Consider the following 24,941-nt stretch of genomic DNA (forward strand, 5'->3'; position numbering starts at 1 on the left):
GCATTGCCCGGAGATTTTGATGACCCCGCGCCAATCGTTCTTCGCCTGCCTGCAACGTTCACCGCCCGCGCTGTTCGAGGCGGCACTGTGGATTGCGGCCGAGCACGACAGCGAGGTGCAGCCGCAAGCGTTGATGGCCGATTTCCAGGAGTTGCAACAACGAGTCAGCGGCGGCTTGCCGATGCTGCCGGTCAGTGAACTGGCCCAGCCACTGCTGCGGCGCATGAATGATATTGGCTTCGCCCAGGACGACTTCACACCTTTGCGCCCGCAAGTGGCACTGCTTGACAAGGTACTGGAGCGCCGACGAGGGCAACCCTTGACGTTGGGGCTGATTGCGCTGGAGTTGGCCAAGGGCCTGGAGATTCCCATGGTCGGGGTCAACTTCCCCGGGCATTTCCTGCTGCGGGTGCCGGGCGCCGATCATTTGCTCGACCCCTGCGGCGGCCGTCGCCTTTATCCGAACGATTGTCGGGAACTGCTGCACCGCCAGTATGGCCCGAACATTAAGCTCAGCGCCGAGCACCTGGTAACCGCCGAGCCGGTGCAGATGCTGCAACGGCTGTCGCGCAACCTGCGCCAGCTGTACCTGTCCCACGAAGATTTCATCAATGCCTTGATCGACGCCGAGCGCGTCCTGGAACTGGGCAATGCCACTGCCGCCGACTATCTGGCCCGGGCCAGCCTGTACCAACGGCTGGACTGCCCGAACGCCGAGCGTTTTGACCTGGAGCATGCGCTGCTGCTCAGCGACGACCCGATCCAGCGGATTCGCCTGACGGAACGACTGGGGCATTTGCCGCCCAATTCCATCGTCCATTAAAAGCAAAAGATCGCAGCCTGCGGCAGCTCCGAGGATCGGGGTAGGAAATGCCGCAGGCAGCGATCTTTTGATCCTGCTTCTGACTTAAGGCGTATCTGGCTGATTCGCCGGATGCGCCTTGATGAACGCCGGGTGAGTCGCCGCCAATGCCGCCACTCGCCGGATTCGCGGATAAGCCTCAAGGGATACGTTGAAACGCTCGGCCGCGTACAGCTGCGGGATCAGGTAGACGTCCGCCAGCCCAGGTTCGGGACCGAAGCAATAACCGTCATCACCGATCAACTGCTCCACCGTGGCCAGCCCCTGGCTGATCCAGTGGCCAATCCACTCCACCACCTGCGGTTCGTCGTGGCCCGACTGGCGCAGCCGATTGAGCACGCTGACGTTGTGCAGCGGGTGCACATCGCAGCCGATCACTGCCGCCACGCCGCGCTCGTGAGCACGAGCAGCCAGGTCTTTGGACAGCAGTGGCACCTGTGGATAACGTTCCTCCAGGTACTCGATGATCGCGGGAGACTGGATCAGCAACTCGCCTTCATCGGTACGCAAGGCCGGTACGCGGCCCTGCGGGTTGATGCCCAGATAAGACGGCTGTCGATGCTCGCCACCCTGCGGTGCGATCAGGTTGACCGGCAAGGATTGATAATCCAGGCCCTTGAGCACCAACGCGATACGCACCCGGTACGAAGATGTCGAACGGTAGTAGGTATAGAGTTCCATGCCCCGCTCCTGTTAACGCGCCGGCAGCACTTTACCGCGGCATTCGCCGAAACCGATGGAAGCAAAACCGTCGCGGCGGCAACGGCCGCGCAGGATGATTTCATCACCGTCTTCAAGGAATTTACGCACTTCGCCCGAAGCCAGCTCGATCGGCTTTTTACCGCCTTCGGAGATTTCCAGCAGGCTGCCGAACTGACCGTTTTCCGGCCCCGACAAGGTGCCCGAGCCGAACAGGTCACCGGCCTGCAATTGGCAACCGTTGACGCTGTGATGAGCAACCATTTGCGCCACGGTCCAGTACATGTGCCCGGTGTTGCTCAGAGTCAGGCGATGGGCTGGCAGGTTCTGTTCGCGCATGGCCTCGGTGAGCAGCAACACTTCCAGTTCGATGTCGAATGCGCCAGCGGCCTGATCGCGTTTGTCGAGCAGGTACGGCAGTGGCTGTGGATCGCCCTGGGGACGCGCAGGTTGGGCACGACGGAACGGCTCCAGCGCTTCGGCGGTGACCACCCACGGCGAGATGCTGGTGATGAAGCTTTTCGACAGGAACGGCCCCAGCGGCTGGTATTCCCAGGCCTGGATGTCCCGTGCCGACCAGTCGTTGAGCAGGCAGAAACCGGCGATGTGATCGGCGGCGTCGCCAATGGCAATCGAGTCGCCCATGTCGTTGCCCTGGCCGATCCAGATGCCCAGCTCCAGTTCGTAGTCCAGGCGCGCGCAAGGGCCAAAGGTCGGTTCGCTCTGTCCGGCCGGCAATGTCTGGCCTTTCGGGCGGCGTACGTCGGTACCGGACGGGCGAATGGTCGACGCACGACCGTGGTAGCCGATTGGCACGTACTTGTAGTTCGGCAGCAGCGGGTTGTCCGGACGGAACAGTTTGCCGACGTTCTGCGCATGCTCGATGCCGACATAGAAATCGGTGTAATCGTTGATTTTCGCCGGCAGGTGCATCTCGCAATCCGCCGCCAACGGCAGCAGTTTTGCGCCCTGGGCTTCGATCTTGCCGTGCAGGGTGCTGCCCTCGGCAAACAGTTCCAGCAAACGCTCGCGCAACGCGACGCGAGCCTCGCGGCCCAGTTCGAAGAACGCATTCAGCTGGCCGCCACGGGTGGCTTCGACCGCCGCTTTCGCGGCGCCATCGAACAACCCGGCCTCAAGGGCCGCTTGCAGGTCAAAGACATGTTCGCCAATGGCCACGCCACTGCGCGGTGCCGAGCCATTGACGCTGAACACGCCCAGTGGCAGGTTTTGCAGGGGGAAATCCGCGTGGCCGTTAGCGGATGCAACCCAGCTGCGAGTGATGGAAGTCTGCGTCATGGGTTATCTCCGGGTCGGGTCGAAAGTGGCGGGCAGCGTGGCCCAACAGGCGTCGTAAGTGTTTTGCAGTTGCGGACAGTCGAGGGCGAAACGGCTTGGGCGCAACACCTGGCTGGTCTCGAACATGAACGCCATGGTGTTGTCGATTTTCGCCGGTTTGAGGTCAGCGTTGATCGCCTTGGTGCAAGTCTCTCCGTCGGGACCGTGGGCGCTCATGCAGCTGTGCAACGAAGCACCGCCGGGCACAAAGCCTTCGGCCTTGGCGTCATATTCGCCCTGGATCAAACCCATGTACTCGTTCATCAGGTTGCGATGAAACCACGGTGGACGGAAGGTTTTCTCGGCCACCATCCAGCGTGGCGGGAAGATCACGAAGTCGAGGTTGGCTAGGCCGTGTACGCTCGTTGGCGAAGTCAGCACGGTGAAGATCGACGGATCGGGGTGATCGAAACTGACAGTGCCGATGGTATTGAAGCGGCGTAGGTCATATTTGTACGGCACGTTGTTACCGTGCCAGGCGACCACGTTGAGCGGCGAATGATTGAGCTCGCAGGCCCACAACTCGCCGAGGAACTTCTGCACCAGCGTGGTGGGTTGTTGCAGGTTTTCGTAGGCCGCCACCGGGGTCAGGAAGTCCCGCGGATTGGCCAGGCCATTGCTGCCAATCGGCCCCAGGTCCGGCAGCCGCAGCGGCGCACCATGGTTTTCGGCGACGTAACCGCGGGCTTGCGGGTCGAGCAGTTCGATGCGGAATTTAAGGCCGCGAGGCAGTACGGCAATTTCCAAAGGCTCCAGTTCAAGCACGCCCAGTTCGGTGGCAATGCGTAGGCGCCCCAGTTCAGGCACCAGCAACATCTCGCCATCAGCATTGAAGAACACGCGCTCCATGGAACGGTTGGCGCGGTAGTTGTAGATGCTGATCCCGGCCGGTTTTTCTGCGCCCGAGTTGGCGGCCATGTTCACCAGGCCGTCGATGAAATCGGTCGGCTCGGCGGGAATATCCAGCGGGTTCCAGCGCAGGCGGTTGGGAGTCACCTCACCCAGCGGGCCGCCAGCCAGTTGCCGGTCCAGTTTGACGAATGCCGGGTGATTGGCCGACGGTTGAATGCGGTACATCCAGGTCCGCCGCGCCTCGCTGCGCGCCATGGTGAACGCCGTGCCGGAGAACAGTTCGGTGTAAAGGCCGTACGGGGCTTTTTGCGGGGAGTTCTGGCCGACAGGCAGTGCGCCGGGCAACGCTTCGCTGCTGAATTCGTTGCCGAAGCCTGACTGGTAGGCCAGCGCTGGCGTCGTTGAATCGGGGTTCATGGAGCCTCCTGAACAGGGAGTCGGCAGTGGCCGCTCGCTCTGTTGCAGAGGTCGAGGCACGCCTGGGTTGTTTTTATCGTAATCTAATTACGCATAACGTAATTTGATTGGTATTGACCGTCAAGCTATAAAGACGCCCATTCGTCCCGGGATCACAGCACCACCATGGAAAAGACCAGCGACAGCAACGGCAAACAGAAAGTCCGCTCGGCCGAGGTTGGCACCGACATCCTCAAGGCTCTGGCCGAGTTGTCGCCCTCGACTTCGCTGTCGCGCCTGGCCGAACACGTGCAGATGCCGGCGAGCAAGGTTCACCGCTATTTGCAGGCCTTGATCGCCAGCGGATTCGCCGAACAGAACGCCGCCACCAACCATTACGGCCTGGGCCGCGAAGCCTTGCGCGTAGGGTTGGCGGCACTCAACAGTATGGACGTGCTGAAAGTCGCCGCCCTGCCCCTGGCTGAACTGCGCGATGACTTGAACGAAACCTGTTTTCTGGCGGTGTGGGGCAATCAGGGCGCGACCGTGGTGCATATCGAACCGGCGGTGCGTGCAGTGACTGTGGTGACACAACTGGGCTCGGTGTTGCCATTGCTCAGTTCTTCGACGGGACTGGTGTTTGGCGCTTACTTGCCTGCGCGTGAAACCGTGGATCTGCGTAAACAGGAACTGCAAAACGTTACCGCCCACGCCCTGGCGGATGATCAGGCCTATACAACGATGAGCGAACAGATTCGCCATCGGGGCCTGCATCATGTGCATGGATTGTTGATGCCGGGAGTGGATGCCCTGTCGGCACCGGTGTTCAACGCCATGGGCAGGATCGCGGCAGTACTGACCGTGGTCGGGCCGACCTCGCTGTTCCATGCCGATGAAAACGGCCCGGCGGCGCAGCGGTTACTGGCTGCGACACGGGCCATCAGTTGGAGAATGGGCTACGAAAGTCCCTGAGTTTCAGATCAGGAAATCCGGAGCAATTTCGATCACCAGGTCGCTGATGTCCTTGATCGTGAGTTGCGGATGCACATCAGATTCCCGGGAACTGTAGGCGACCGAATAAACGCCCAGTCCTTCGCCGTGATAGTAAGGAATTTCATCATGTTGAAAATGAGCAAAGATATCTTCGGCCAGACTTCTGGATTGAAGTATCTTTCGCCCGTCCGGCTCAGTCACAAAGCTGGTCAAGTACACGTTATCAATATTGATTTCCGGGATCTGATACTTTAACGCTGCATGGACCTGTTCAAGACCAGAAACCTTGATCGAGCGTTTTGAAAGATTGATTGAGGGCGCATCGATCAACCAACGGACGGTATCCATTACTATTCTTTCAAACTCTATCAGATCCAGTCCTTCAACCTGATGTTCCCGCTCAAAAGTATATGGCCGATTGAAGACCCCATTGATACCCTGAATATAATTAGGCAGTGACTCTTTCTCAACCCACTCCAGCGTCTCATCGAATAACGTCCTGGACTCGCTGACGTCAGTGCCAAGAATATCAACCAGCGTATTCAGATAGGTCTTGAACGGGTTGATCCCGAGTTCCCCCAAGCGTTCAGTCAACAGCACCTCGACGGCGAAATCCGCACGAATACGCTTCAATAGCACAATCTTACTGTTAGAAAAAAAACTGTCACTCATACAGACTTCCTGTCACGTTAAGAGCCGAGCATCCTGCTCGACCTGTCGTTCAATGTACTGACATCGCAACCAATTGCTTATTTGCCAGCGCCACTGACCATACTAATCAACACAGTTATTTATGCACGCGACAGTATGTTTTAATTAATTTCCCGACTAAAAACCAACAACTATCAGACCTGCATTATCAACCCCAACTTCTTCGCCATGGCAACTGCCTGTGTACGCCGTTCCACACCCAACTTACTGTGAATGCGCCGGGCATGGGTTTTCACCGTATGCAACGAAATGAACAACTGCTCGGCAATTTGCTGATTGGAACTGCCCTGGGCAATCAGGCCGAGCACTTCCAGTTCCCGAATACTCAGCAGGCTGGCATCCAGGGCCCGCGCGGTCACCGTCTCCTCGCCTTGTAAACGACTGATCAGGCTCGGCTGACGCAAGTTCAAATCACGCAATGCCTGTTGCCCCTGACAACGTTTGACCAACGCCAGTCCGGCCTCCAGTGCTGCGTGGGCCATGTCCGGTTCACCCGTCAGGTCCGCCACTTCGCAGATGGCCAATTGCAGCTCCGTTTCCAGCGCCACCATGGCGTGTTGTTGCGCGTGCTCGAGTAACGCCTTGAGTCGATCCAGTGGACGTTGCACCAGTTGCAGTTGAGTCTCGGCCAACACCAACTGGTATTCGATACGCGCAATCAGTTGCAGTGTAGCCGGCGGTGCCTGGCGCGCGTGGGCCCCGCGGTAATGACGCAAGACCCGGGTCAGCGCCTCCCGCGCCAGCTCCGGTCGCCCTTGTTGCAGCCAGAAATGACTGCTGATTTGCAGCAGCACGCCGCGATAAACAGTGTCGGGGATCTGCCGTTGCTGCATCAACCGTTCGGCCTCGCGCAGACGATCAAATGCTTGGGCGTAATCACGTTCATTGGCCGCCAGTTGCGCCTGCCCGAGAAACCCGTACAACACGTGTTTGTCCTGACTGTGCAGGCAGTCATCAAGGCCCGCCTGGAAACATTCACCGGCCAATTCATCCTGGCCCTGGCAGAGGGCCAACCGCCCACGCCGCAAGGCGATTCGTCCCAGCAACGGCATCGGTCGATCAGCCTGCCGTCCGAGCATTTCATGGATGTCGGCCAGCAACTGCCCCGCTCGCCGCGGTGCACCACGCTGTTCCAGCAACTGTGCATGATCGAGTTCAAGCAAGCCTTCAAACAGCAACGAACCTTGTGCCCGCGCCAAGCACAGTGCGTCACGATTGAAGGCCTGAGCGGCATCGAGGTCGGCGTTGAGCAGCGCTTGCTGGGTCAACCCGGACAGACACAGCAACCGTGCGGGCCACGCCTCCGCCGCCAGTTCGTCCAGTGCCTCGATAAAATGAGCCCGTGCCGCCGGCAGGCGCCCCTGCAAATGCAGCAACCAACCCTGTTGCGCCTGCCAACGCGCCAGCAGTTGCCGTTGCAAGGATGCCGTCGGTTGCGGGGCAAATCGGGACAGTTGCCCGATGCAGGCAGCCGCCTGCTCGAAACGCCCGGCAAACAGCAATGCTGCAGTGATCAACCCCACCCGTTGCGGCGTGCCCAGGGTCAACTGTTCACCCAGTTGCTCGTGCAGCTTGAGTAACCAGCTGACGTTCTGACGCTTGAATAGATGCTCAAAACTGAAGTGTTGCAACAGACTGACCGCGACCTCATGCTCTTGCGCCAGCAACGCCTGCTCGAAGGCCCCCTGCCAGTCTTCTTCGGCGCTGAACCATTGGCACGCGCGGCGATGCCAGGATCGCCCGGCCGGGGTCGGTTCTTCACGCATCTCCCTGGCCAGTGGTTCGAAGACCCGCAACCACTCGACGGAGTCTTCCCATGGTTCAATGAAGCAGCCCATGTCCTGCAACGCGTGTAGCCACTGCGCGCCCTCACCCGTACCGAAAAGATGCTCGCACAAGCTGGCGTTGAACCGTGGCAGATGAACCAGCACCTTCCAGACCTCGACCAACTCCGGCGGCAAGGTGTTGAACAACTCGTGTTGCAGATAATCGAGCAATGTCGCCGAACGCCCTTGCTCACCCGACCACGGACAACCATTGAGCAACGCGATCCGCACGCCAGCGCACCAGCCACCGCTGCGCTGAACCACCCTTTTGGCGGTTTGTGCCGCCAGGGTCGGCTCGACATGACCGAGCAACTGCCCGACCTCGGCCTCGTTAAACGCCAGCGTCCGGCCCTCGCACTCGTACAACTCATCATCGAGCAGCAGCCGCGGCCAGTTGCAGGGTGGTCGTCGACGGGAACTCATCCACCAGGTCAGTGCCGGGCTGGCGACGGCCAACAGGCGATCGAGCATCCGGTCGAGTTCCGGATTGGGTGCCCGGCAGTAATCATCGATAAACAGCCAGACCGGCGCCTGTAATCGGGCCAGATGCGCCAGCAGCCCGGGCTCATCCGTCGAGGGCAGGCCCAGCGCTTGCGTCAGGCGCAACAGAAAATCGACTGTGCTCAAGGACGCCCCCGCCAGCGGCAGCCAACAGACCCGGAAGTGTTCCGGCGCCCGTAGCAGGCATTCGGTGAGCAACGCGCTCTTGCCACTACCGGCCGGTGCGCAAAGCAACTTCACCCGCGCGGTCGAAACCAGCATGGGCTCGATCAGCCGCTCGCGGGACAAATGATGGGACGACAGTCGGGGCAGAAAGCCAGGGCGGTCCAGACAGTGCGTCATTGCAGTCATTGTGGTGCGCCTTTTTTATAATTCTGGCGCCACCCTAGCCCCCTCCCGAGCGCTTGTTGAAGAAGTATTCAACACACTGATCGACCGCTATAAAAAAGGTGACCGCAAAGTCACCCTTTTGTGTAGGAGCCTGTAGGAAACCTACCGAACCCCCGTGCTACGCAAGGCTGCTGGCGTGTAGTCCCCCGCTTTTGCATCGATGTTGAATTCGAAGCTGCGCTTCTCTTCGTTCTTCATTCCCAAGGCGATATAGCGGCCGGCGATCAGGTCATACAGCGCTTCGACGGTATAGGCCGGAACCTGGTGATCGTAGTAGAACTGGGCATGCCCTTCGGCGACACGCCAGAGCTGGCCACGCCCGTCGTAGTGGTCGGCCAGCGCCACTTGCCAGCTGTCTTCATCGATGTACATGTGGCGCTTGGCGTACACGTGCCGTTCGCTCGGCTTGACCGTGGCGACAACCTCCCAGACCCGGTGCAACTCATAGCGAGTCAGGTCCTGATTGATGTGCCCGGCCTTGATCACATCGGTGTACTTGAGGTCTGGCGAGTCGAGCTTGTAGCTGTTGTAAGGGATGTACATCTCCTTCTTGCCGATCAGTTTCCAGTCGTAGCGATCCGGCGCGCCGGAAAACATGTCGAAGTTGTCGGTGGTGCGCAGGCCGTCGGATGAGGTGCCGACGCCGTCATAAGCGACCTGTGGCGCACGCCGTACCCGGCGCTGGCCTGCGTTGTAGATCCAGGCCTTGCGCGGCTCCTTGACCTGGTCGAGGGTCTCGTGGACCAGCAACACGTTGCCCGCCAGCCGCGCCGGCGCGGTCACTTCCTGCTTGAAGTAGTTGAGGACGTTATCGTCGCTGCCCGGTTTCAGATCGCTGAGCAACGACGGCACGGCGACCTCGTCCTTGAAGCGGATCACGGTGAAGTCGCCATTGGACTGCGGTGTCGCCTGGGTGATGGTGCGGCGCAGATTGCCGCCGTGGTAACGAGTGACATGGTTCCAGATCACTTCCACGCCATTCTTCGGGATCGGGAACGCGTAGTAGCGATTGCCGGTGAAGTTGGCCAGACCGTTACCGTCGTTGATCGGTGTTACGTTCAGTGCACTGCGCTTGGCCGACTCATAGATTTCTGCCGGTAACGCCACGGTGCGATGGCTGGGATAGACCGGAATCCTGTAAGTCTCTGGATAGCGCTTGAACATCGCGATCTGGCCGTCGGAGAGCTTGTCCTTGTACTTGTCGACGGTCGCCGCGGTGATCACGAACAAGGGTTTTTCGTTGGCGAACGGGTCGGCCAGGAAACCTTTGCTATCCACCGCGCCAGCGTTTTTCGAGATGCCGCCGGTCCAGGCCGGAATCGAGCCATCGGCATTGCCGGTCTTCTCGGCACCGAGCGGTGTAAGGCTGGTGCCGAGCTTGCTGGCTTCTTCCGGCGACACCGCGGCCATCACATTGGCGGCCAGCAGACTCAGGGCCAGAACGGTGCCCAATTGCAGAATCATCTTGCGCATTGAATTCATCCTTTTCAGCCAGATCAGAAGTTCACACCAAAGCTCAACGCCACGAAGTCACGGTCGGTGAGGACGTTGTAGTTCCCGCCGAAAAAGTCGGTGTAACTGAGGCTCGCGGTGTAGGTGTTGCGATAGTCCGCATCGACACCGAGGCTGATCGCCTTGGCGCCTTCGTTGAACAGACCGTTGGGGCCATAGCCAGAGACATCGTGGGACCACGAGAGGTTGGGCCTGACGTTGATCCCGGCGATGAGGTTGTTGTAGTCGAGGATGGCCCGGCCGCGATAACCCCATGAAGTCGAGGTCACGAAGCCGCCGGTGTCGCCGCCGAAACCATATTGGCCATACACCGAGTCGCGGCCGTAGCGCAGTTTGGTGCGCGACTCCAGACCACCGACCCGAACCACTGCGGCCTCGCCCACCAGGGTCAGACGATCCGCACCGGCGACCTGATCGATGAAGTGCGTCAGGGTGCTCTGGATCTGCGTCACTTCCTTGCGGCGATAACCCTTGTTGTCAGCCCCGGGGGACGTGGCGATGGGCGATGCCGCACCACCCGCGATCGGATTGAGCATGGCCAGGGTCAGGTCATTGGTGTTGACCTGCACCGGGAGGTTGGGGCGGTAGCTGATTTCCCCGTTCCACGCGGTGCCGGTGGATAAGGTGGTGGAGAAGCTCGCGCCGTAGAGGCGGATGTCCTCCGGGTATTCGAGGTAATACTGGCCGCGACCGAGCATCACACTTTGGGCCAGGCCCGAACCGCTGCCGGGGGCGATGCGGTTGGCGGCGGCAACGATCCCCGGAATGCTTGCCAGCGTACTGAGGCCGGCGGTGGTGGTCCCGACATTCGGCGAACGGCTGTGGTAGTTCATGAAGTACAGGCCGTACTCGGTGTCGTCCCCCAGCCAGCGCAACGCCGTACCCCACTGCCCGGAATCCCGGGCATCGCGGTCGCCGCCACGGGGAACGATCACCCCCTCCTTGCTGACCTCGAAGCCCTGGCCAAAAGCAGCCGCAATCGGCTGCAAGGGCGCAATGGCCGGGTTGGCGACGGTGTAGCCCTTGTTGCAGCCGTCCGCCACCACATCGACACCAAAGAAAGTGCCGCAGTTATCGACGACCGTCTGGTCCCATTCCAGTTGATAGAAGCCTTCCACGGTCAACTTATCCGTCAGACCCTGGGAGGCGAACAGCATGTTGACCGGGATCAGGCCTTCCTTGATCTCGGCGCCAGGACGACGGAACGCGGAGACGTCGACCGGATTGATGCTGTTGATCGAGTTGCCGATGAACGTGCTCTCGCCCCAACTGACCACCTGCTTGCCGGCGCGGACCGTGCCCGGCAAATCGGCGAGGGAGTAGTTGTGATAGACGAAAGCGTCGAGGATTTGTCCGCCTGAAGACTTGGCGCCTTCTTTGCGGTTGTGATCGCTGATGTCCTTGAAGGGGCGGCTTTCATCCTTGAGTTCAAAGTCGTACCAGTACTTGCCACGCACAAACGCACCGGTGTCGCCGTACTTCAGTTCAAGGTCGTGAATACCCTTGAAGATCTTCGAGAAGGTTTCACCCTTCTTGAAATTCAATCGCCCGTCGTCGCCGGTCGAAGACTGGCCGGAACCGCCGTTGACGGTGCCCACCAGCGCGCTATCCGCATCACGCATGCCCCAGCTCGCGCCGACCGACAGCGAAGAGTCGAACGTCCCCTCGATTTCCCCGATGTTGAACGAAATGGCCTGCGCCTGGGCACAGCAACCCAAGGCGACCGCAGCCGCCAGCGCCTGTGGTGTGAAGATGGCGCGCATTGTTGTTTTTGTCATGCGTCTTCCCCGGTGAGTGACAGAAGGCCTCACCCTACTGCCGGGCATCGGGGCCGATAAGCGCACCAAGGAGGTATTCGTGGTGTACCTCTAAAGGATGACTGGTACAGGTCATCACCCGGACGACGAGCAGCCGAATCCTGACTGTTGCCGGGGCTGCAACAGTGCATGTCCGTAATTGGTATTTTTCCTACGACACCAAGGGCTTATTCTTGTCTGGCTGTCACGGTAAACCACCGCAGGCACCCTGTACCGGCCTGCGCCGTGACTGAAAGATTTCAGATGAATTGAAGATTCGGTTCATCACCCCGTGTTCACTGACGTTGATTTGTAGCTCCTGATCCAACGTCTTACTTTGGCCGCTGCGTTTGCAGCGGCCTTTTTTATGGGCGATGGTTCTTGATGAGTAACGGCTGCCAGTCGGTAACCCCTGACCATACAGTCAAACTTTCGCATTCCTACATTTCTTTCAGAAAGCGCCTACAAGCATAGGTAAACACCAAAAGCACTCGAGTCATTAAGTTGAACAGCAAGTCGGCGAACGACTTTTATCTTCGTCCGGCTTCAAACTTACTTATTTCGAGTGCAACCATGAAACCCATCATCTACAACCACTATCGCTCAACCAAAAGTTTCAACAGTCGAATACGCTTTCTGATTCTTCACTACACGGCCGCAGACTTTGCGAACTCTGTCAGTGCCCTGACCGGCCCGAATGTCAGCGCGCACTATCTGGTTCCAGATATCACGGACCCCAGCTACCTGAAAGCCGGCTATACCGGGCAGGAAGTTTTCAACCTGGTGGATGAAATTCATCGTGCGTGGCACGCGGGTGTCAGTCAGTGGGGCAGCCGCAGCAATCTGAATGACACGTCCATCGGCATTGAAGTCGTCAACCTGGCGACCGACAACAAAGGCGACTTCACCTTTCCGCCGTATCACCCTGAGCAGATTGCTGCGATTGAACAACTGGCGCTGAATATACTCATGCGTTACCCGGATATCACGCCGACGCAGGTTCTGGGCCACTCCGATGTTTCGATCGGCCGCAAAAGTGACCCGGGACCGATGTTTCCCTGGCGGGAGCTTTACTTGAAAGGTGTCGGCGCCTGGTTCGATGAAACTACTCGGGACGAGTATCTGCGCCAATACAACAGATCGGGGGTTCCAGCCCGAAGTGAATTGCTGGGGCTGTTCAAATCCTATGGATACGATGTTTCGGGCGCGTCAACGGACGGCGGCTTTCAACAGTTGGTGCGGGCATTCCAGATGCATTTTCGCCCGGAAAACTTCGATGGAAAAATGGATGCACAGACAGCCGCCAATTTGAAGGCGTTGGTTGTCAAATACTTCCCCGGCTGACCCTTGGCAAACGGCTTTGCAGCCGACAATGCAACAACCGGCAAGGTCAGTCAATGTGGCCTTGCCGGCGCTATCAGAGCGAATACTTCTGCAAATTCCCCATCATTTCCTTCAGCGCTTCGATGTTGTCCTTCGGATGCGCCGCGCCTTCGAAGTCGCAAATCTGCTGCCAGTGCGCCGCCACGTCTTCCGGGGAGAAACCGGCCCGTGGATCGAAGCCGATGCCGAGGCTGCGCTCCCAGCGGACCTTGCCCATCCAGCCGCCGCCGACTTCAAACAAACCGGAGGTTTCCTCGCAGTTCTCGCTGGCCAGGTACACCACCAGCGGGCTGACCAGTTCCGGCTTGAGCTGCTCGAAGACCTGCGGCGGGATCAGGCCTTCGGTCATGCGCGTGCCACCGGTGGGGGCGATGGCGTTGACCAGGATGTTGTTCTTGCGGCCTTCGATGGCCAGGGTGCGCGTCAGGCCGTAGAGACCGAGCTTGGCCATGCCGTAGTTGGACTGGCCGAAGTTGCCATAGATGCCCGAGGTCGACGCAGTGAAAATCACCCGGCCGTAGTTCTGCTCGCGCATGTGCGGCCAGGCGGCACGGGTGACTTTGTAGGCACCTTCGACGTGGACGCGGTAAACCAGGTCCCAGTCGGCGTCATCCATTTTGTGGAAGGTCTTGTCACGCAGGATCCCGGCGTTGTTGACCACCACGTCGACGCGACCGAAGACGTCCAGGGCGTGCTGGACCAGTTTGTCACCGTCAGTGACCGAGTCATGGTTGGCTTCGGCAATGCCGCCAGCCTCGCGGATCTCCGCGACCACGCGGTCAGCGGCCGAGGCATTGGCGCCTTCGCCCTGGGCCGAGCCGCCAAGATCGTTGACCAGTACCTTGGCGCCCTGCCTGGCGAACAGAAGTGCATGCGTCCGTCCCAGACCGCCACCGGCTCCGGTGATGATCACGACTTTATCTTCGAAGCGCACAGACTCATTCATGGGGGGACTCCAGCAGGCCAATGGACAGTGAGTCCGAGTTTCAGGCACGGCGCAGCGGGTCACAATGAACACGGGGGAGGCTGAATGGTGCGCGATAAGGCTGGGGGATGATTGATAGAGAAAATGGACACGAAACCCTGTGGCGAGGGGGCTTGCCCCCGTTGGGCTGCGCAGCGGCCCCAAACCATACAGCGCAGTGATTCAGGTATAACGCGTTTAGCAGGTTTACGACTGCCTCGCAGCCGAACGGGGCGGTGCGGCGATCCGACAAGCCCCCTCGCCACAACAGTTCACTTTAAGGTTCAGGAACATGCCACCTTGCGCGGCGGCAAGAGCAATTGATCGCGAAACGCCAGGTAGTGCTTAAGCACCTCGCCGGGGGCCTCGATCTGCGGGTAGTGGCCAATGTCGGGCAACACCACTGTGTCCGCATCCGGGATCAGCTCCCGGTAACGCTCGACCATGTGCACGCCGGAGACCGGATCGACCCCGCCATCGATCACTCGCAGCGGCACTTCACCGCGTTGCATCGCGCTCACCCAGCGGTTGCGCCAGACGCGTCGCTCCGGGATGTAGGCGATCAATTTGTGCATGATCCGTGGCCCACGCTGGCTTTCGACCAGACTCCAGAAATCATCCATCTGGCTTTCACTGGGACGGGTTTGCGGACCGAAAATCTGCCGAAAGCTTCTCACCAAGCCTTCACGACTGAAGGCGCGGCCAATCATCCAGCCCAAAGGACTGAGCAAGAGTTTTTGCATCAGTAGCGGGTGGTGGGTTTCCGGAAACAGCCCGCCGTTGAGAAACACGCAACTGGCCAGTTCCAACCGCGATTCGTAATGCCGGGCCAGCAGTTCCTGGGCCACGCTGTCGCCATAATCGTGGGTGAGCAGGTGCACTGGCTGTTCGACATTCAGGTGTTCAAGCAGTGCCTGTTGCAGATCCGCTTGCTCCAGCAGGCTGTATTCGTGATTCACCGGTTTGGACGAATCGCCGAAGCCCAGCATGTCGCAAGCGATCACGCGAAAACGCTGGGTCAATGGCTGCCACAGGTAATGCCAGTCCCAACTGGCGGAAGGAAAGCCGTGAATGAGCAACAGCGGCTCGCCCTGTCCTGCTGTCCAGTAACGGATGCTCTGGCCACGGAACACGAACGTCTGGCTGCGTTTGCGCCAGACACACAGGGGGATCTCGGCGAGTTCCATTAGAGTTTATAACCCGGGTCCAGTTTATCGAGTTTGCGCAGCAGCGCCGGCCAGGCCAGCGCTCCGCCCATTCCTTGAGCACTTCGGGTGACACCCGCGATCATGGCTTTGGCGCCGGCCAGAATCTGCGGTTCGATGGCGATCAGTTCAGCGGCACCGTTTTGCGCCATGACCTGAATGTCGCAGGCACGCTGAAAGGTGAACATCATCAGGAACGTATCGGCGATGGTGCTGCCGCAGGTCAGCAGACCGTGGTTGTGCAACATCAGGAAATTGTTTTCACCGAGGTCGGCCTGCAGACGCACTTTCTCTTCATGGTTGAGCGCCACGCCTTCGTAGGCATGGTAGGCCAGGCTGGAAAGCACGAACAACGACTGTTGGCTTATCGGCAGAACGCCCTGCTTCTGTGCGGACACCGCCACCCCCGAAGCCGTGTGGGTATGGAGCACGCAGACGACATCGTGACGAACTTCATGCACCGCGCTGTGGATGGTGTAGCCCGCCGGATTGATCTCGTAAGGACTGTCCATCAGCTTGTTGCCGGCCTGATCTACCTTGACCAGGCTCGACGCGGTAATTTCGTGAAACATCAACCCGAACGGGTTGATCAGGAAATCTTCGGTGCCGGGCACCTTGGCGGAGATATGGGTGAAGATCAGGTCATCCCAGCCATGTTGGGCGACCAGGCGATAACAGGCCGCCAGATCGACGCGGGTCTGCCACTCGGCAGCACTGACCTGGTCTTTGACACTGGGTGGCGATTGGACGGGAGCGACGGTCACGGCAAGAAGCCTCGATGTTTTTATTATGGAGTGTTTCCTATGTTTACCGAGTCTAGTCAGCCCTTGAGGTTCGTGTAGTTGCGTTGGCAGCCAGCTTGATGGCCCAGCGGGTCAGCCGCCCTGCTGCCCTGGATCCATGTCAAATGACCGGCGTCAGCAAAGGTCTGACAGGCAGCTTTCAGCGCACTGTCAGATCCCTGACTGCCGTTGGTACCGGGGCAACGCTCAGTCGCGCAGTGCGCTGATCAGGTCCGCCAGCCAAGGCTCGGCGTCCGTCTCAGGGGTCACGCTTTCACTGGCATCCAGGCGCAGCATCGGCAGTACTTCGCGAATGCCCAGTTCACCGAACAATTCGCGCATCTGCTCGCCGCCGCCACAAAAAGTATCGCCATAGCTCGCATCGCCCAACCCGATCACCGCGCCCGGCAAACCGCGCCAGGCTGCTGGCAATTGGTCACGAATGCTCGAATACAGCGGTTGCAGGTTGTCCGGCAGCTCACCCATGCCGGTAGTGGAGGTCACCGCCAGAAAGGCTTCGGGGCCAAACGCCTGGACGTCGGCGAGGGTCGCTCGGGGGTTGTGCCAGGTTTCGAAACCGGCGGCTTTCAACAGGCTGGCGGCGTGGCGGGCAACTTCTTCGGCCGTGCCGTACACCGAGCCGGAAATGATGGCGACTTTCATCAATCTGATCCTGAATCCGAGTAAAAGACCCGGATATTAACAGCACGGTCGTGATAGTTCTTTTAGAATGCAATCGACAATCAATCAGGAAAGGATACTCCGATGATTAATGCACAGCTGCTGCAAATGGTGATCAATGCCTCCAATGACGGTATCGTGATTGCCGAAAAGGAAGGCGATCAGGACAAAATCCTCATTTACGTCAACCCCGCGTTCGAACGCCTGACGGGGTACTCCAGTGAAGAAATCCTCTATCAGGATTGTCGCTTCCTGCAGTCGGGGGACCGCGATCAGGAAGCCCTGCCGCTGATTCGCGATGCATTGAACCGTGAAGGATCCTGCCGGGAAATACTGCGCAACTACCGCAAGGACGGCACACCGTTCTGGAACGAATTGTCCCTTTCAACGGTGAAAAATCCGGCGGACGGGCAAACCTATTTTGTCGGTGTGCAGAAAGACGTCACCGCGCAGGTCAAGGCGCAACAGCGCGTGGCACAGCTGGAGGGGCAGTTGGCTGAACTTCAGGCCGAGCTTGCCGCGCTCAAGGCGACGAACGGCGCAAACGAAATTCAGAATTAATGGTCAGTAACTACAATCACCAATGACTTTGTAACTATATCTTTCGAGCTGGCCATGCAACGCGACGCGCTCCTGACCCAGGATGAGCTGGATTTCATCCAGACCATGCAACACAACCCGCAACTCAATGTGCGGGACGCGACGTCGAGCCTGCTCGTCAACGGTGGTTCGCAAATCCGTGACCTGCTCACCCGCCTGGCGGCCCATGAGCAGGTCACCATTCAAGCCAGCTTCGAAAACCAGCAAATGACCTTCCCCCTGCACCTGGTGGAAGACGAGTTCCATGCGCTGCATTTGCGTCTCGGCGTGCCAAGCATCTATGAAGACGGGCCGATGGTCCGGCCTTGGCGCCTGGTGCTGGACGAACCGGTAGCCCTGGAAAACGCCAAGGGTCAACCCGGCACCCTGTGGGTACACGAAGTGTCGTGTAAAGGGGTTTTGCTGGAAGCTCGCAACAAGACCAAACCGCCGAAGCATTTCGCCTTGTGGTTCAGCCCCTCAGGCTACGAGCGGATTGCCTTGCGCGGCACCTTCGAGAAAGAAAACGAAAAGGGCTTCTACGCCTATCAACTGAGCCAGAGCGATACGGACGAAACCGAGCGCCTGCGCCAGTTCATCCTGCAACAGCATCGTTTGACTCATCCTGCGCTGCATCTCTGAACCTCAAGTATCCAGAGTACCCGCCAGGAACTGCTTCAGACGCTGGCTCATAACCTCCCCTTCATTGCCCAGGCAACCGATCGATGACCCGGCCAGGCTTTCCTGTACCAGGTCGCAAGCATCGCCGGCCAACAACAATCGGCACTCCAGACTCGTGGCCAGGCGATTCAGGCGCCGCGGCAACTCGGGAGCCGGCACATGATTGGAAAACAGCACCAGCGCCAAGGGTTTGATCCTTTCACACATCAGCGCCAGTTCCTCGAATGGCTGGCCCATGTTCAGCACGCGAACGGCCACTGGCCCGGAACTCAGGAACAGGGCGGCGACCAGCAGTTCCAGTTCCCGGCACTGGCCAACCAGGGCACAGATGACCACGCGACGCGGCTGTTTTTCGCGAATCAACAACAAACGCTGCACCACCCGGGAACGCAGAAAGCCATCCAGGAACAGCCACTCGCTGGTTCCACCGAACTGGTCCTGGCGTTGCAATAACTGCTTCCAGATGGGCATCAGAATGTCCTGAAACACCACCGGCAGGGAGTAACTGGAAAAGATCTGACCGTAGACCTGCTCCAGCCGAATGTCGTCAAACCCGTTGACCGCAGCAAGCACCTGCTGCCGCCACTGCGCGTAATCGGCTTCCACAAGACTGTTGGGGATGATGTGCGACAACGGCTGGAGCGGCTCGGTCCTGGCCAGGATCTTGCCGATCTTGCTGACGGCAACCCCGCGCTCGATCCAGCCGAGGATGCTGTGGACACGCTCGATATCGGACATCGAATAGAGGCGATGCCCACTATCGGTGCGTGTTGGAACAATCAGGCCATATCGTCGTTCCCAGGCTCGAAGCGTGACCGGGTTGACACCTGTCAGTCGCGCCACCTCGCGAATAGGGAAGAGTTCTTCCTGTTCAAGAGCGACGGCCTGCGTGGAGCCTGAAGCGACGTCTGTAAGTATGGGCATCCTGTTGAAACATCCCTGTATCGTCCGAGCGTTATTCTAACGCCCCTGCCCCGTAAAGTTTCCGTAAAAAATCGATGCCGCGAATGAGCGGATAAACGTCACAGACGCCACGGGCAGAATCAGGAATAATCCTTGCTTGTTTCGAGTCGCAGCCCACCACCCCGGCGCTGTGCCTGGCGAAGTTCCTATCCGGAGCGACGCAAATGCCTTACGGAGATACACAATGTCTACCCCACCCGTCACGCTGATGGTTGCGCGCCGCGTTGCCAATGGACGCTATCAAGACCTGATCGCCTGGCTGCGCGAAGGCGAACAACTGGCCACCGACTTTCCCGGCTACCTCGGCTCCGGCGTACTCGCACCGCCGCCCGGCGATGACGAATTCCAGATAATCTTCCGCTTCGCCGACGAGCAGACCCTGCACGCCTGGGAGCATTCCGCTTCGCGCAGCGCCTGGCTCGGACGCGGCAGCGACCTGTTCGCCCACCCGACAGAACATCGGGTCAGCGGTATCGAGGGTTGGTTCGGTGCCGTCGGTCAACGCCCGCCGCGCTGGAAACAGGCCGTGGCAATCTGGCTGGCGTTCTTTCCGGTCTCGCTGCTGTTCAACTTTGTGCTGGGGCCGCTGCTGAGCGAGATGGCGCTGCTGCCCCGCGTGTTCGTCAGCACCCTGTGCCTGACGCCGTTGATGGTGTATTTCTTCATCCCCCTGTCGACCCATGCGCTTGCAGACTGGCTGCATAAAAAAACCCAATCACCCTCATTGACGGTCAATTCGGTCAGCGATCACTAGCGTTTCTTTCGTTCATCGATCTACAGACCGATAACATCGGGATCGCAACGGGCGGGAGAAGCTGGCCGCTAGCGGGAAAACTTCAGTTATGCTGCACGCATTTAGCCCGTGCATAGACCTACTGAAGCTGATCGCACAACTATGAATAGTCCAATACTTGTCACCGGTACCAGCAAGCGCGTCGGCCTCCAACTTGCCACTACTCTGGCGGAGGCCGGCAATACCGTTATCTGCGTCAGCCGCTCCTTAAACCCAGTGACACCGCACCCGAACATGTTGCCGTTCCAAGCAAACCTTGAGCTCCAGAGCGATCGCGAGGCGCTGATCGCATACATCAAGACCAATTTCGACAGTTTGCGGGCGGTGATCCACAACGCGTCTCTGTGGCTCGACGATGGCCTGGAAAATCTGAACAGCATGTTCAAGCTTCATGTCGAGGCGCCCTATCATTTGAACCTGGAACTTGGCGAGCATCTGCTGCGGCTGGAAAGATCCGACATCATCCATATCTGCGACGAAACCTCATCACGGGGTAGCAAGAGCCATATCGGATATGCGGCCACCAAGTCGGCACTGCAAAACATGGTGTTGTCTTTCGCAGAGAAATACGCCCCCACGATCAGGGTGAACGCCATTCTTCCCGGACTGCTCATCCTCAAGGAAAACAGCACTCAGGAATACTCCCAGCGGACCTTGAAGAAAGCCCTTCTCGAATTTGAGCCCGGCGCACAACCGTTGATCGACGCCGTCATGTTCTTGCTCAACACCAACTACAGCACTGGAACCAGCGTCGTCATTAATGGCGGGCGCCACATCAAGAAAGGAATCATCAATGATTGACTCGAAAAAGCTGATCTATCTGCCGCGCTGGATAAAAATGATCATTGTTTCAGCGTTGACGCTGTGTCTGTTGGCCGCGGTTTATGTGTCTTTGTCCTTTGTCGGTGTTCCCGATCACAGCGACTGGATCCTGTTGTCCTTGTCGCTGGCACAACTGGCAGCCACCGCACTGGTCATCAGCCTGATACTGATTTTTGGCGAGCGCGAGGCCAACCTGCACTACCTGATCAGCAAGACCGAAACGCTGCTGCTCAAAAACATGCCGAAAACCCTGGCTAACATCGAAGATTCGCATGGGCAAAAACTTGAAGTCGCGGTATCTGCGATCAACAACATCTTTGGTGCCAACTATCGTCTGCACAACAAAAATACCAAAACCAAAATGTGGGTCGGTTTCAATGTTGACCGGATCATCGTTGCCTACTTCCTGAAAACCACTGAGTCGGTAGAGACCATCAAGGACATCTTCCAGTACACCTTCGGCGGTGCAGAGTCGGTGGGTTACAAAGTCAATTTCGAGCAAGCCACTATCAAAAACTCCGGCGAGCAAGTGCTGTCCATCTGGTGCACATGGCCAGGTATGCAGGATGGCACTAACATTTCCACTGACCTGCTCAACAGTCCGGATAAGAAACTGTTCATCATTCAGGACATCGCAATGATGACGCAGTCGTTCATCCGGACTGCCGAACGCAACTCGGTGAACATCTTTACCGACGCCGACCCCGCGCCTTTATAGTCCCGTCCTTTCAATAACTTTGCCTCATAGCGTGCGAGAGCCCCCATGACCGATCAACAACGCCTGGAACTCGAAGCCGCCGCCTTTCGCCGGCTGGTGGCCCACCTGGACAGCCGCAAGGATGTGCAGAACATCGACCTGATGAACCTCTCGGGTTTTTGCCGCAACTGCCTGTCCAAGTGGTACAAGGCGGCGGCCGACGACCGCCAGATCGAGGTCAGCCTCGACGAAGCCCGCGAAGTGGTTTACGGCATGCCGTACGCCGAATGGAAAGCCCAATATCAGCAAGAAGCCAGCGCCGACCAGCAAGCGGCGTTCGCCAAAGGAAAACCCAATGAGTGATTTGAACACCCTGCGCGCCAGCCTCAAGACCGGCGAACATGCCTTCGCCGACACTTTGGCCTTCATCGCCGCCGGTTACGACTACCAGCCCCAGGCCTTCAACAACGGTGGAGTCGAAAACGCGGCCGGGCAGAACGAAGGCTCGTGCAAGACATTGGGTCTGGCGCTGCTCGAAGGCTTGAGCGATGAAGAAGCGCTGCTGGCTTTTGGCGAGCATTACCGTTCGGTTGTTGCCACACCTGAAGGCAGCGATCACGGCAACATCCGGGCGTTGATTACCCATGGACTGGCTGGCGTGAAGTTCGCTCAGCCGCCGCTGACCCGCCGCTGATTCAAATTGTAGGAGCGAGCCTGCTCGCGAAAAACTCAAGAGCACTGCTGGGCCTCTGGTTTACGCGTAATCGTTCACCACCATCGCGAGCAGGCTCTCTCCTACAGGTTCTGCGTTCACGGCGCGGAACTGATCAGAAACACAACCCGACTTTTAAGATTGACCCGGCAACTTTATTTCGTTTGCCCCGTAGCGCCGCTCACGGCTTAGATAAAAAGAAGCCCTCCTTCTTCCGAGCCGGTCATTCATGCGCAGCGAAACCATCAGCCAGTCGATCAACATCGTTCACCCTGTCACGCTCAGCCACGGCAAAAACGCCGAGGTCTGGGACACCGATGGAAAACGCTACATCGACTTCGTCGGTGGCATCGGCGTACTCAACCTCGGCCATTGCCATCCGCGCATCGTCGAGGCCATTCGCGAACAAGCCACCCGACTGACCCACTACGCGTTCAACGCTGCTCCCCATGTGCCTTACCTCGAGCTGATGGATCGCCTGAGCACGTTCATCCCGGTGGATTACCCGGTCAGCGGCATGCTCACCAACAGCGGCGCGGAAGCGGCGGAAAACGCCCTGAAGATCGTCCGTGGCGCCACCGGCCGTAGCGCGGTCATCGCCTTCGACGGCGCTTTCCACGGTCGCACACTGGCCACCCTCAACCTCAATGGCAAAGTCGCGCCGTACAAACAGAAAGTCGGCGTGCTGCCGGGGCCGGTGTTTCACCTGCCCTTCCCTAGCCAGGACAACGGCGTCACCTGTGCCGAGGCCCTCAAAGCCATGGAGCGCCTGTTCAGCGTCGAGATTGATGTCGAAGACGTCGCCTGTTTTATCGTCGAACCGGTGCAGGGCGAAGCGGGCTTCCTGGCCATGGAGGTCGAGTTCGCCCAGGCGCTGCGCAAGTTCTGCGACGACAAGGGCATTGTGCTGATTGCCGATGAAATCCAGTCCGGTTTCGGCCGTACCGGCCAGCGCTTCGCGTTCTCGCGACTGGGCATCGAGCCGGACCTGATCCTGCTCGGCAAAAGCATCGCCGGCGGTGTGCCGCTGGGTGCGGTGGTCGGGCGCAAGTCGCTGCTGGACAACTTGCCCAAGGGCGGACTCGGTGGCACTTACTCCGGCAACCCCATCGCCTGCGCAGCGGCACTGGCAACCCTGGACGAAATGACCGATGCCAACCTGCATGCCTGGGGCACCCAACAGGAAGAAGCGATTGTCGGCCGCCATGCAACCTGGCGCGCGAACAACCTGACGCCATACCTGGGACGCCTGACCGGCGTCGGCGCCATGCGGGGTATCGAGTTGATCAACGCCGATGGCTCGCCCGCACCGGCACAATTGACCCAACTGCTGGCTCTGGCGCGGGATGCGGGCCTGCTACTGATGCCCAGCGGAAAATCGCGGCACATCATTCGCTTGCTGACGCCGTTGACCATCGAGGCTGCGGTACTGGAGGAAGGCCTGGATATCCTTGAGGCGTGCCTGGCAAAACTGATTTGAACGCACAATCCCTGTGGGAGCGAGCCTGCTCGCGATGGCGATTTTTCATTCAAGATTGATGTCGACTGAATCACCGCAATCGCGAGCAGGCTCGCTCCTACAAGGTCATCGCATTTTTCGAAGGCACAAAAAAACCGGCCGAAGCCGGTTTTTTCATTTCGACGAAAGCAGAATCAAGCGTTCTGCAGATCGTCGAGGTAACGCTCGGCATCCAGTGCCGCCATGCAACCGGCGCCAGCGGAGGTGATGGCCTGACGGTACACGTGATCAGCCACGTCACCGGCGGCGAAGATACCTTCGAGGTTGGTCGCAGTGGCGTTGCCGTCACGGCCGCCCTGCACAACCAGATAACCGTCTTTCAGGGTCAGTTGGCCTTCGAACAGCGAAGTGTTCGGGGTGTGGCCGATGGCGATGAACACGCCGTCGACTTTTACTTCGTCGAAGCTGCCGTCGTTGTTCTTCAGGCGGGCACCGGTCACGCCCATGTTGTCACCCAGCACTTCGTCCAGGGTCGCGTTCAGCTTCAGCTCGATCTTGCCTTCGGCAACACGGGCATTCAGCTTGTCGATCAGGATCTTCTCGGCGCGGAAGGTCTCGCGACGGTGGATCAGGGTGACCTTGCTGGCGATGTTGGCCAGGTACAGGGCTTCTTCAACAGCGGTGTTGCCGCCGCCGACCACAGCCACAGGCTTGTTGCGGTAGAAGAAACCGTCGCAGGTCGCGCAGGCCGAAACGCCTTTGCCCATGAAGGTTTCTTCCGATGGCAGGCCCAGGTAACGAGCGCTGGCGCCGGTGGCGATGATCAGTGCGTCGCAGGTGTAAGTCGCGCTATCGCCGGTCAGGGTGTAAGGCTTGGCAGCGAAGTCCACGGCATTGATGTGATCGAAAACGATCTCGGTTTCAAAGCGCTCGGCGTGCTCGCGCATCCGCTCCATCAGCGCCGGGCCGGTCAGGCCGTGGACGTCGCCCGGCCAGTTGTCGACTTCGGTGGTGGTGGTCAGTTGACCGCCGGCCTGCATGCCAGTGATCAGCAGTGGCTTGAGGTTGGCACGGGCGGCATAGACCGCGGCGCTGTAACCGGCAGGGCCGGAACCGAGAATAATCACTCGCGAATGACGGACTTCAGACATGACCTGCTCCTGTTGACCGGCCCGGAATACCTGGCTCGGAACGCCGGATTGCCGGCTGGAATAAAAAAGAACGGTTGAAAGCACTTGGGGAAGGCTTGAACCCGACCGTCCTGTAAAAAGATTGGGTGCAGCGTATCGAGGGGGCGAAGATTAAGGAAATACGGTTTAACAATCCAGCTCATAGGTGGTCTCT

At 59.0% G+C, this 24,941-nt stretch carries 24 protein-coding genes; 11 read left to right on the top strand and 13 right to left on the bottom strand.

Features of this window, described 5'->3' with window-relative positions:
- Window positions 1-19: 19 nt before the first annotated feature.
- A complete protein-coding gene (locus KGB07_RS29025; protein WP_046040124.1) occupies window positions 20-823 on the top strand; it encodes a SirB1 family protein in 804 nt (267 codons plus the stop codon).
- 84 nt (window positions 824-907) lie between these two features.
- Here the strand turns inward: KGB07_RS29025 and maiA are convergent, their stop codons facing one another.
- Genes maiA through hmgA form a run of 3 tightly spaced genes read right to left on the bottom strand, consistent with a single transcriptional unit; the run spans window position 908 to window position 4,168 of the window.
- Window positions 908-1,543, bottom strand: coding sequence for a maleylacetoacetate isomerase (maiA, locus tag KGB07_RS29030; RefSeq protein WP_223467460.1), 636 nt, complete (start codon window positions 1,541-1,543; stop codon window positions 908-910).
- A gap of 12 nt (window positions 1,544-1,555) precedes the next feature.
- Window positions 1,556-2,860, bottom strand: coding sequence for a fumarylacetoacetase (fahA, locus tag KGB07_RS29035; RefSeq protein ID WP_046040121.1), 1,305 nt, complete (start codon window positions 2,858-2,860; stop codon window positions 1,556-1,558).
- Window positions 2,861-2,863: 3 nt separating this feature from the next.
- The gene (gene hmgA / locus KGB07_RS29040) at window positions 2,864-4,168 is read right to left on the bottom strand and encodes a homogentisate 1,2-dioxygenase (RefSeq protein WP_223467461.1); all 1,305 of its coding nucleotides are present in this window, start codon (window positions 4,166-4,168) and stop codon (window positions 2,864-2,866) included.
- Window positions 4,169-4,333: 165 nt separating this feature from the next.
- On the opposite strand from hmgA, the gene KGB07_RS29045 reads away from it, so the two are divergent.
- On the top strand, window positions 4,334-5,119 hold the full coding sequence (locus tag KGB07_RS29045; RefSeq protein ID WP_046040119.1) for an IclR family transcriptional regulator: 786 nt from the start codon (window positions 4,334-4,336) through the stop codon (window positions 5,117-5,119).
- Between the two features lie 3 nt (window positions 5,120-5,122).
- Here KGB07_RS29045 and KGB07_RS29050 read toward each other — a convergent pair whose 3' ends face one another.
- The 4 genes from KGB07_RS29050 to KGB07_RS29065 form a co-directional block, all read right to left on the bottom strand.
- Window positions 5,123-5,812 (bottom strand): hypothetical protein, encoded by a 690-nt coding sequence (locus tag KGB07_RS29050; RefSeq protein ID WP_046040118.1) that lies wholly within the window; start codon window positions 5,810-5,812, stop codon window positions 5,123-5,125.
- 173 nt (window positions 5,813-5,985) lie between these two features.
- Window positions 5,986-8,529 carry a LuxR C-terminal-related transcriptional regulator gene (locus tag KGB07_RS29055; RefSeq protein ID WP_046040117.1) on the bottom strand — a complete coding sequence of 848 codons (2,544 nt, stop codon included), beginning with the start codon at window positions 8,527-8,529 and terminating at the stop codon, window positions 5,986-5,988.
- Window positions 8,530-8,670: 141 nt separating this feature from the next.
- Window positions 8,671-10,041: a DUF1329 domain-containing protein gene (locus KGB07_RS29060; protein ID WP_046040116.1), complete on the bottom strand. Its 1,371-nt coding sequence runs from the start codon at window positions 10,039-10,041 to the stop codon at window positions 8,671-8,673.
- 23 nt (window positions 10,042-10,064) lie between these two features.
- Window positions 10,065-11,858 carry a DUF1302 domain-containing protein gene (locus KGB07_RS29065; protein ID WP_223467463.1) on the bottom strand — a complete coding sequence of 598 codons (1,794 nt, stop codon included), beginning with the start codon at window positions 11,856-11,858 and terminating at the stop codon, window positions 10,065-10,067.
- 591 nt (window positions 11,859-12,449) lie between these two features.
- Between KGB07_RS29065 and KGB07_RS29070 the strand changes: the two genes are divergently transcribed.
- Complete coding sequence (locus tag KGB07_RS29070) at window positions 12,450-13,220, top strand: N-acetylmuramoyl-L-alanine amidase (RefSeq protein ID WP_223467465.1); 771 nt, start codon at window positions 12,450-12,452, stop codon at window positions 13,218-13,220.
- A gap of 73 nt (window positions 13,221-13,293) precedes the next feature.
- Here KGB07_RS29070 and KGB07_RS29075 read toward each other — a convergent pair whose 3' ends face one another.
- The 4 genes from KGB07_RS29075 to KGB07_RS29090 form a co-directional block, all read right to left on the bottom strand.
- Window positions 13,294-14,205 carry an SDR family oxidoreductase gene (locus KGB07_RS29075; protein WP_223467466.1) on the bottom strand — a complete coding sequence of 304 codons (912 nt, stop codon included), beginning with the start codon at window positions 14,203-14,205 and terminating at the stop codon, window positions 13,294-13,296.
- Window positions 14,206-14,507: 302 nt separating this feature from the next.
- Window positions 14,508-15,410 carry an alpha/beta fold hydrolase gene (locus KGB07_RS29080; protein ID WP_046040109.1) on the bottom strand — a complete coding sequence of 301 codons (903 nt, stop codon included), beginning with the start codon at window positions 15,408-15,410 and terminating at the stop codon, window positions 14,508-14,510.
- Window positions 15,410-16,192 (bottom strand): class II aldolase/adducin family protein, encoded by a 783-nt coding sequence (locus tag KGB07_RS29085; RefSeq protein WP_046040106.1) that lies wholly within the window; start codon window positions 16,190-16,192, stop codon window positions 15,410-15,412. Before KGB07_RS29085 ends, KGB07_RS29080 begins: the two co-directional genes overlap by 1 nt.
- A 225-nt stretch (window positions 16,193-16,417) precedes the next feature.
- Window positions 16,418-16,873, bottom strand: coding sequence for a flavodoxin (locus KGB07_RS29090; RefSeq protein WP_046040103.1), 456 nt, complete (start codon window positions 16,871-16,873; stop codon window positions 16,418-16,420).
- Between the two features lie 102 nt (window positions 16,874-16,975).
- Here KGB07_RS29090 and KGB07_RS29095 point away from each other — a divergent pair, with 102 nt between their 5' ends.
- On the top strand, window positions 16,976-17,452 hold the full coding sequence (locus KGB07_RS29095; protein ID WP_046040100.1) for a PAS domain S-box protein: 477 nt from the start codon (window positions 16,976-16,978) through the stop codon (window positions 17,450-17,452).
- A 54-nt stretch (window positions 17,453-17,506) separates the two neighbouring features.
- Window positions 17,507-18,112, top strand: coding sequence for a hypothetical protein (locus KGB07_RS29100; RefSeq protein WP_223467468.1), 606 nt, complete (start codon window positions 17,507-17,509; stop codon window positions 18,110-18,112).
- A gap of 3 nt (window positions 18,113-18,115) precedes the next feature.
- Here KGB07_RS29100 and KGB07_RS29105 read toward each other — a convergent pair whose 3' ends face one another.
- On the bottom strand, window positions 18,116-19,075 hold the full coding sequence (locus KGB07_RS29105) for a MerR family transcriptional regulator (protein ID WP_046040098.1): 960 nt from the start codon (window positions 19,073-19,075) through the stop codon (window positions 18,116-18,118).
- A gap of 223 nt (window positions 19,076-19,298) precedes the next feature.
- Between KGB07_RS29105 and KGB07_RS29110 the strand changes: the two genes are divergently transcribed.
- The 6 genes from KGB07_RS29110 to KGB07_RS29135 all read left to right on the top strand — a co-directional run bounded on the left by KGB07_RS29110 (window position 19,299) and on the right by KGB07_RS29135 (window position 23,618).
- Window positions 19,299-19,868 carry an antibiotic biosynthesis monooxygenase gene (locus tag KGB07_RS29110; RefSeq protein WP_223467469.1) on the top strand — a complete coding sequence of 190 codons (570 nt, stop codon included), beginning with the start codon at window positions 19,299-19,301 and terminating at the stop codon, window positions 19,866-19,868.
- 141 nt (window positions 19,869-20,009) lie between these two features.
- On the top strand, window positions 20,010-20,708 hold the full coding sequence (gene folM / locus KGB07_RS29115; RefSeq protein ID WP_223467471.1) for a dihydromonapterin reductase: 699 nt from the start codon (window positions 20,010-20,012) through the stop codon (window positions 20,706-20,708).
- Window positions 20,701-21,447 (top strand): hypothetical protein, encoded by a 747-nt coding sequence (locus tag KGB07_RS29120; protein ID WP_223467473.1) that lies wholly within the window; start codon window positions 20,701-20,703, stop codon window positions 21,445-21,447. The genes folM and KGB07_RS29120 overlap by 8 nt, the downstream gene beginning before the upstream one ends.
- Window positions 21,448-21,492: 45 nt before the next feature.
- Complete coding sequence (locus tag KGB07_RS29125) at window positions 21,493-21,789, top strand: DUF1244 domain-containing protein (RefSeq protein WP_046040093.1); 297 nt, start codon at window positions 21,493-21,495, stop codon at window positions 21,787-21,789.
- Complete coding sequence (locus KGB07_RS29130) at window positions 21,782-22,120, top strand: HopJ type III effector protein (protein WP_223467475.1); 339 nt, start codon at window positions 21,782-21,784, stop codon at window positions 22,118-22,120. The genes KGB07_RS29125 and KGB07_RS29130 overlap by 8 nt, the downstream gene beginning before the upstream one ends.
- A 247-nt stretch (window positions 22,121-22,367) precedes the next feature.
- Complete coding sequence (locus KGB07_RS29135; protein ID WP_223467477.1) at window positions 22,368-23,618, top strand: aspartate aminotransferase family protein; 1,251 nt, start codon at window positions 22,368-22,370, stop codon at window positions 23,616-23,618.
- Window positions 23,619-23,791: 173 nt separating this feature from the next.
- Here KGB07_RS29135 and trxB read toward each other — a convergent pair whose 3' ends face one another.
- The gene (gene trxB / locus KGB07_RS29140; RefSeq protein ID WP_218429324.1) at window positions 23,792-24,748 is read right to left on the bottom strand and encodes a thioredoxin-disulfide reductase; all 957 of its coding nucleotides are present in this window, start codon (window positions 24,746-24,748) and stop codon (window positions 23,792-23,794) included.
- Between the last annotated feature and the right edge of the window lie 193 nt (window positions 24,749-24,941).

The sequence above is a fragment of the Pseudomonas sp. GL-RE-26 genome (genome assembly GCF_019956275.1).
Lineage (GTDB): Bacteria > Pseudomonadota > Gammaproteobacteria > Pseudomonadales > Pseudomonadaceae > Aquipseudomonas > Aquipseudomonas grandcourensis.

Coding starts and splice junctions, on each gene's coding strand:
- KGB07_RS29100 (WP_223467468.1), top strand. CDS start 17,507: ATGCAACGCGACGCGCTCCTGACCCAGGATGAGCTGGATTTCATCCAG.
- KGB07_RS29075 (WP_223467466.1), bottom strand. CDS start 14,205: ATGAATGAGTCTGTGCGCTTCGAAGATAAAGTCGTGATCATCACCGGA.
- trxB (WP_218429324.1), bottom strand. CDS start 24,748: ATGTCTGAAGTCCGTCATTCGCGAGTGATTATTCTCGGTTCCGGCCCT.
- fahA (WP_046040121.1), bottom strand. CDS start 2,860: ATGACGCAGACTTCCATCACTCGCAGCTGGGTTGCATCCGCTAACGGC.
- KGB07_RS29070 (WP_223467465.1), top strand. CDS start 12,450: ATGAAACCCATCATCTACAACCACTATCGCTCAACCAAAAGTTTCAAC.
- KGB07_RS29105 (WP_046040098.1), bottom strand. CDS start 19,075: ATGCCCATACTTACAGACGTCGCTTCAGGCTCCACGCAGGCCGTCGCT.
- folM (WP_223467471.1), top strand. CDS start 20,010: ATGAATAGTCCAATACTTGTCACCGGTACCAGCAAGCGCGTCGGCCTC.
- KGB07_RS29065 (WP_223467463.1), bottom strand. CDS start 11,858: ATGACAAAAACAACAATGCGCGCCATCTTCACACCACAGGCGCTGGCG.
- KGB07_RS29110 (WP_223467469.1), top strand. CDS start 19,299: ATGTCTACCCCACCCGTCACGCTGATGGTTGCGCGCCGCGTTGCCAAT.
- KGB07_RS29090 (WP_046040103.1), bottom strand. CDS start 16,873: ATGAAAGTCGCCATCATTTCCGGCTCGGTGTACGGCACGGCCGAAGAA.
- maiA (WP_223467460.1), bottom strand. CDS start 1,543: ATGGAACTCTATACCTACTACCGTTCGACATCTTCGTACCGGGTGCGT.
- KGB07_RS29135 (WP_223467477.1), top strand. CDS start 22,368: ATGCGCAGCGAAACCATCAGCCAGTCGATCAACATCGTTCACCCTGTC.
- KGB07_RS29050 (WP_046040118.1), bottom strand. CDS start 5,812: ATGAGTGACAGTTTTTTTTCTAACAGTAAGATTGTGCTATTGAAGCGT.
- KGB07_RS29130 (WP_223467475.1), top strand. CDS start 21,782: ATGAGTGATTTGAACACCCTGCGCGCCAGCCTCAAGACCGGCGAACAT.
- hmgA (WP_223467461.1), bottom strand. CDS start 4,168: ATGAACCCCGATTCAACGACGCCAGCGCTGGCCTACCAGTCAGGCTTC.
- KGB07_RS29060 (WP_046040116.1), bottom strand. CDS start 10,041: ATGCGCAAGATGATTCTGCAATTGGGCACCGTTCTGGCCCTGAGTCTG.
- KGB07_RS29080 (WP_046040109.1), bottom strand. CDS start 15,410: ATGGAACTCGCCGAGATCCCCCTGTGTGTCTGGCGCAAACGCAGCCAG.
- KGB07_RS29045 (WP_046040119.1), top strand. CDS start 4,334: ATGGAAAAGACCAGCGACAGCAACGGCAAACAGAAAGTCCGCTCGGCC.
- KGB07_RS29120 (WP_223467473.1), top strand. CDS start 20,701: ATGATTGACTCGAAAAAGCTGATCTATCTGCCGCGCTGGATAAAAATG.
- KGB07_RS29125 (WP_046040093.1), top strand. CDS start 21,493: ATGACCGATCAACAACGCCTGGAACTCGAAGCCGCCGCCTTTCGCCGG.
- KGB07_RS29055 (WP_046040117.1), bottom strand. CDS start 8,529: ATGACTGCAATGACGCACTGTCTGGACCGCCCTGGCTTTCTGCCCCGA.
- KGB07_RS29095 (WP_046040100.1), top strand. CDS start 16,976: ATGATTAATGCACAGCTGCTGCAAATGGTGATCAATGCCTCCAATGAC.
- KGB07_RS29025 (WP_046040124.1), top strand. CDS start 20: ATGACCCCGCGCCAATCGTTCTTCGCCTGCCTGCAACGTTCACCGCCC.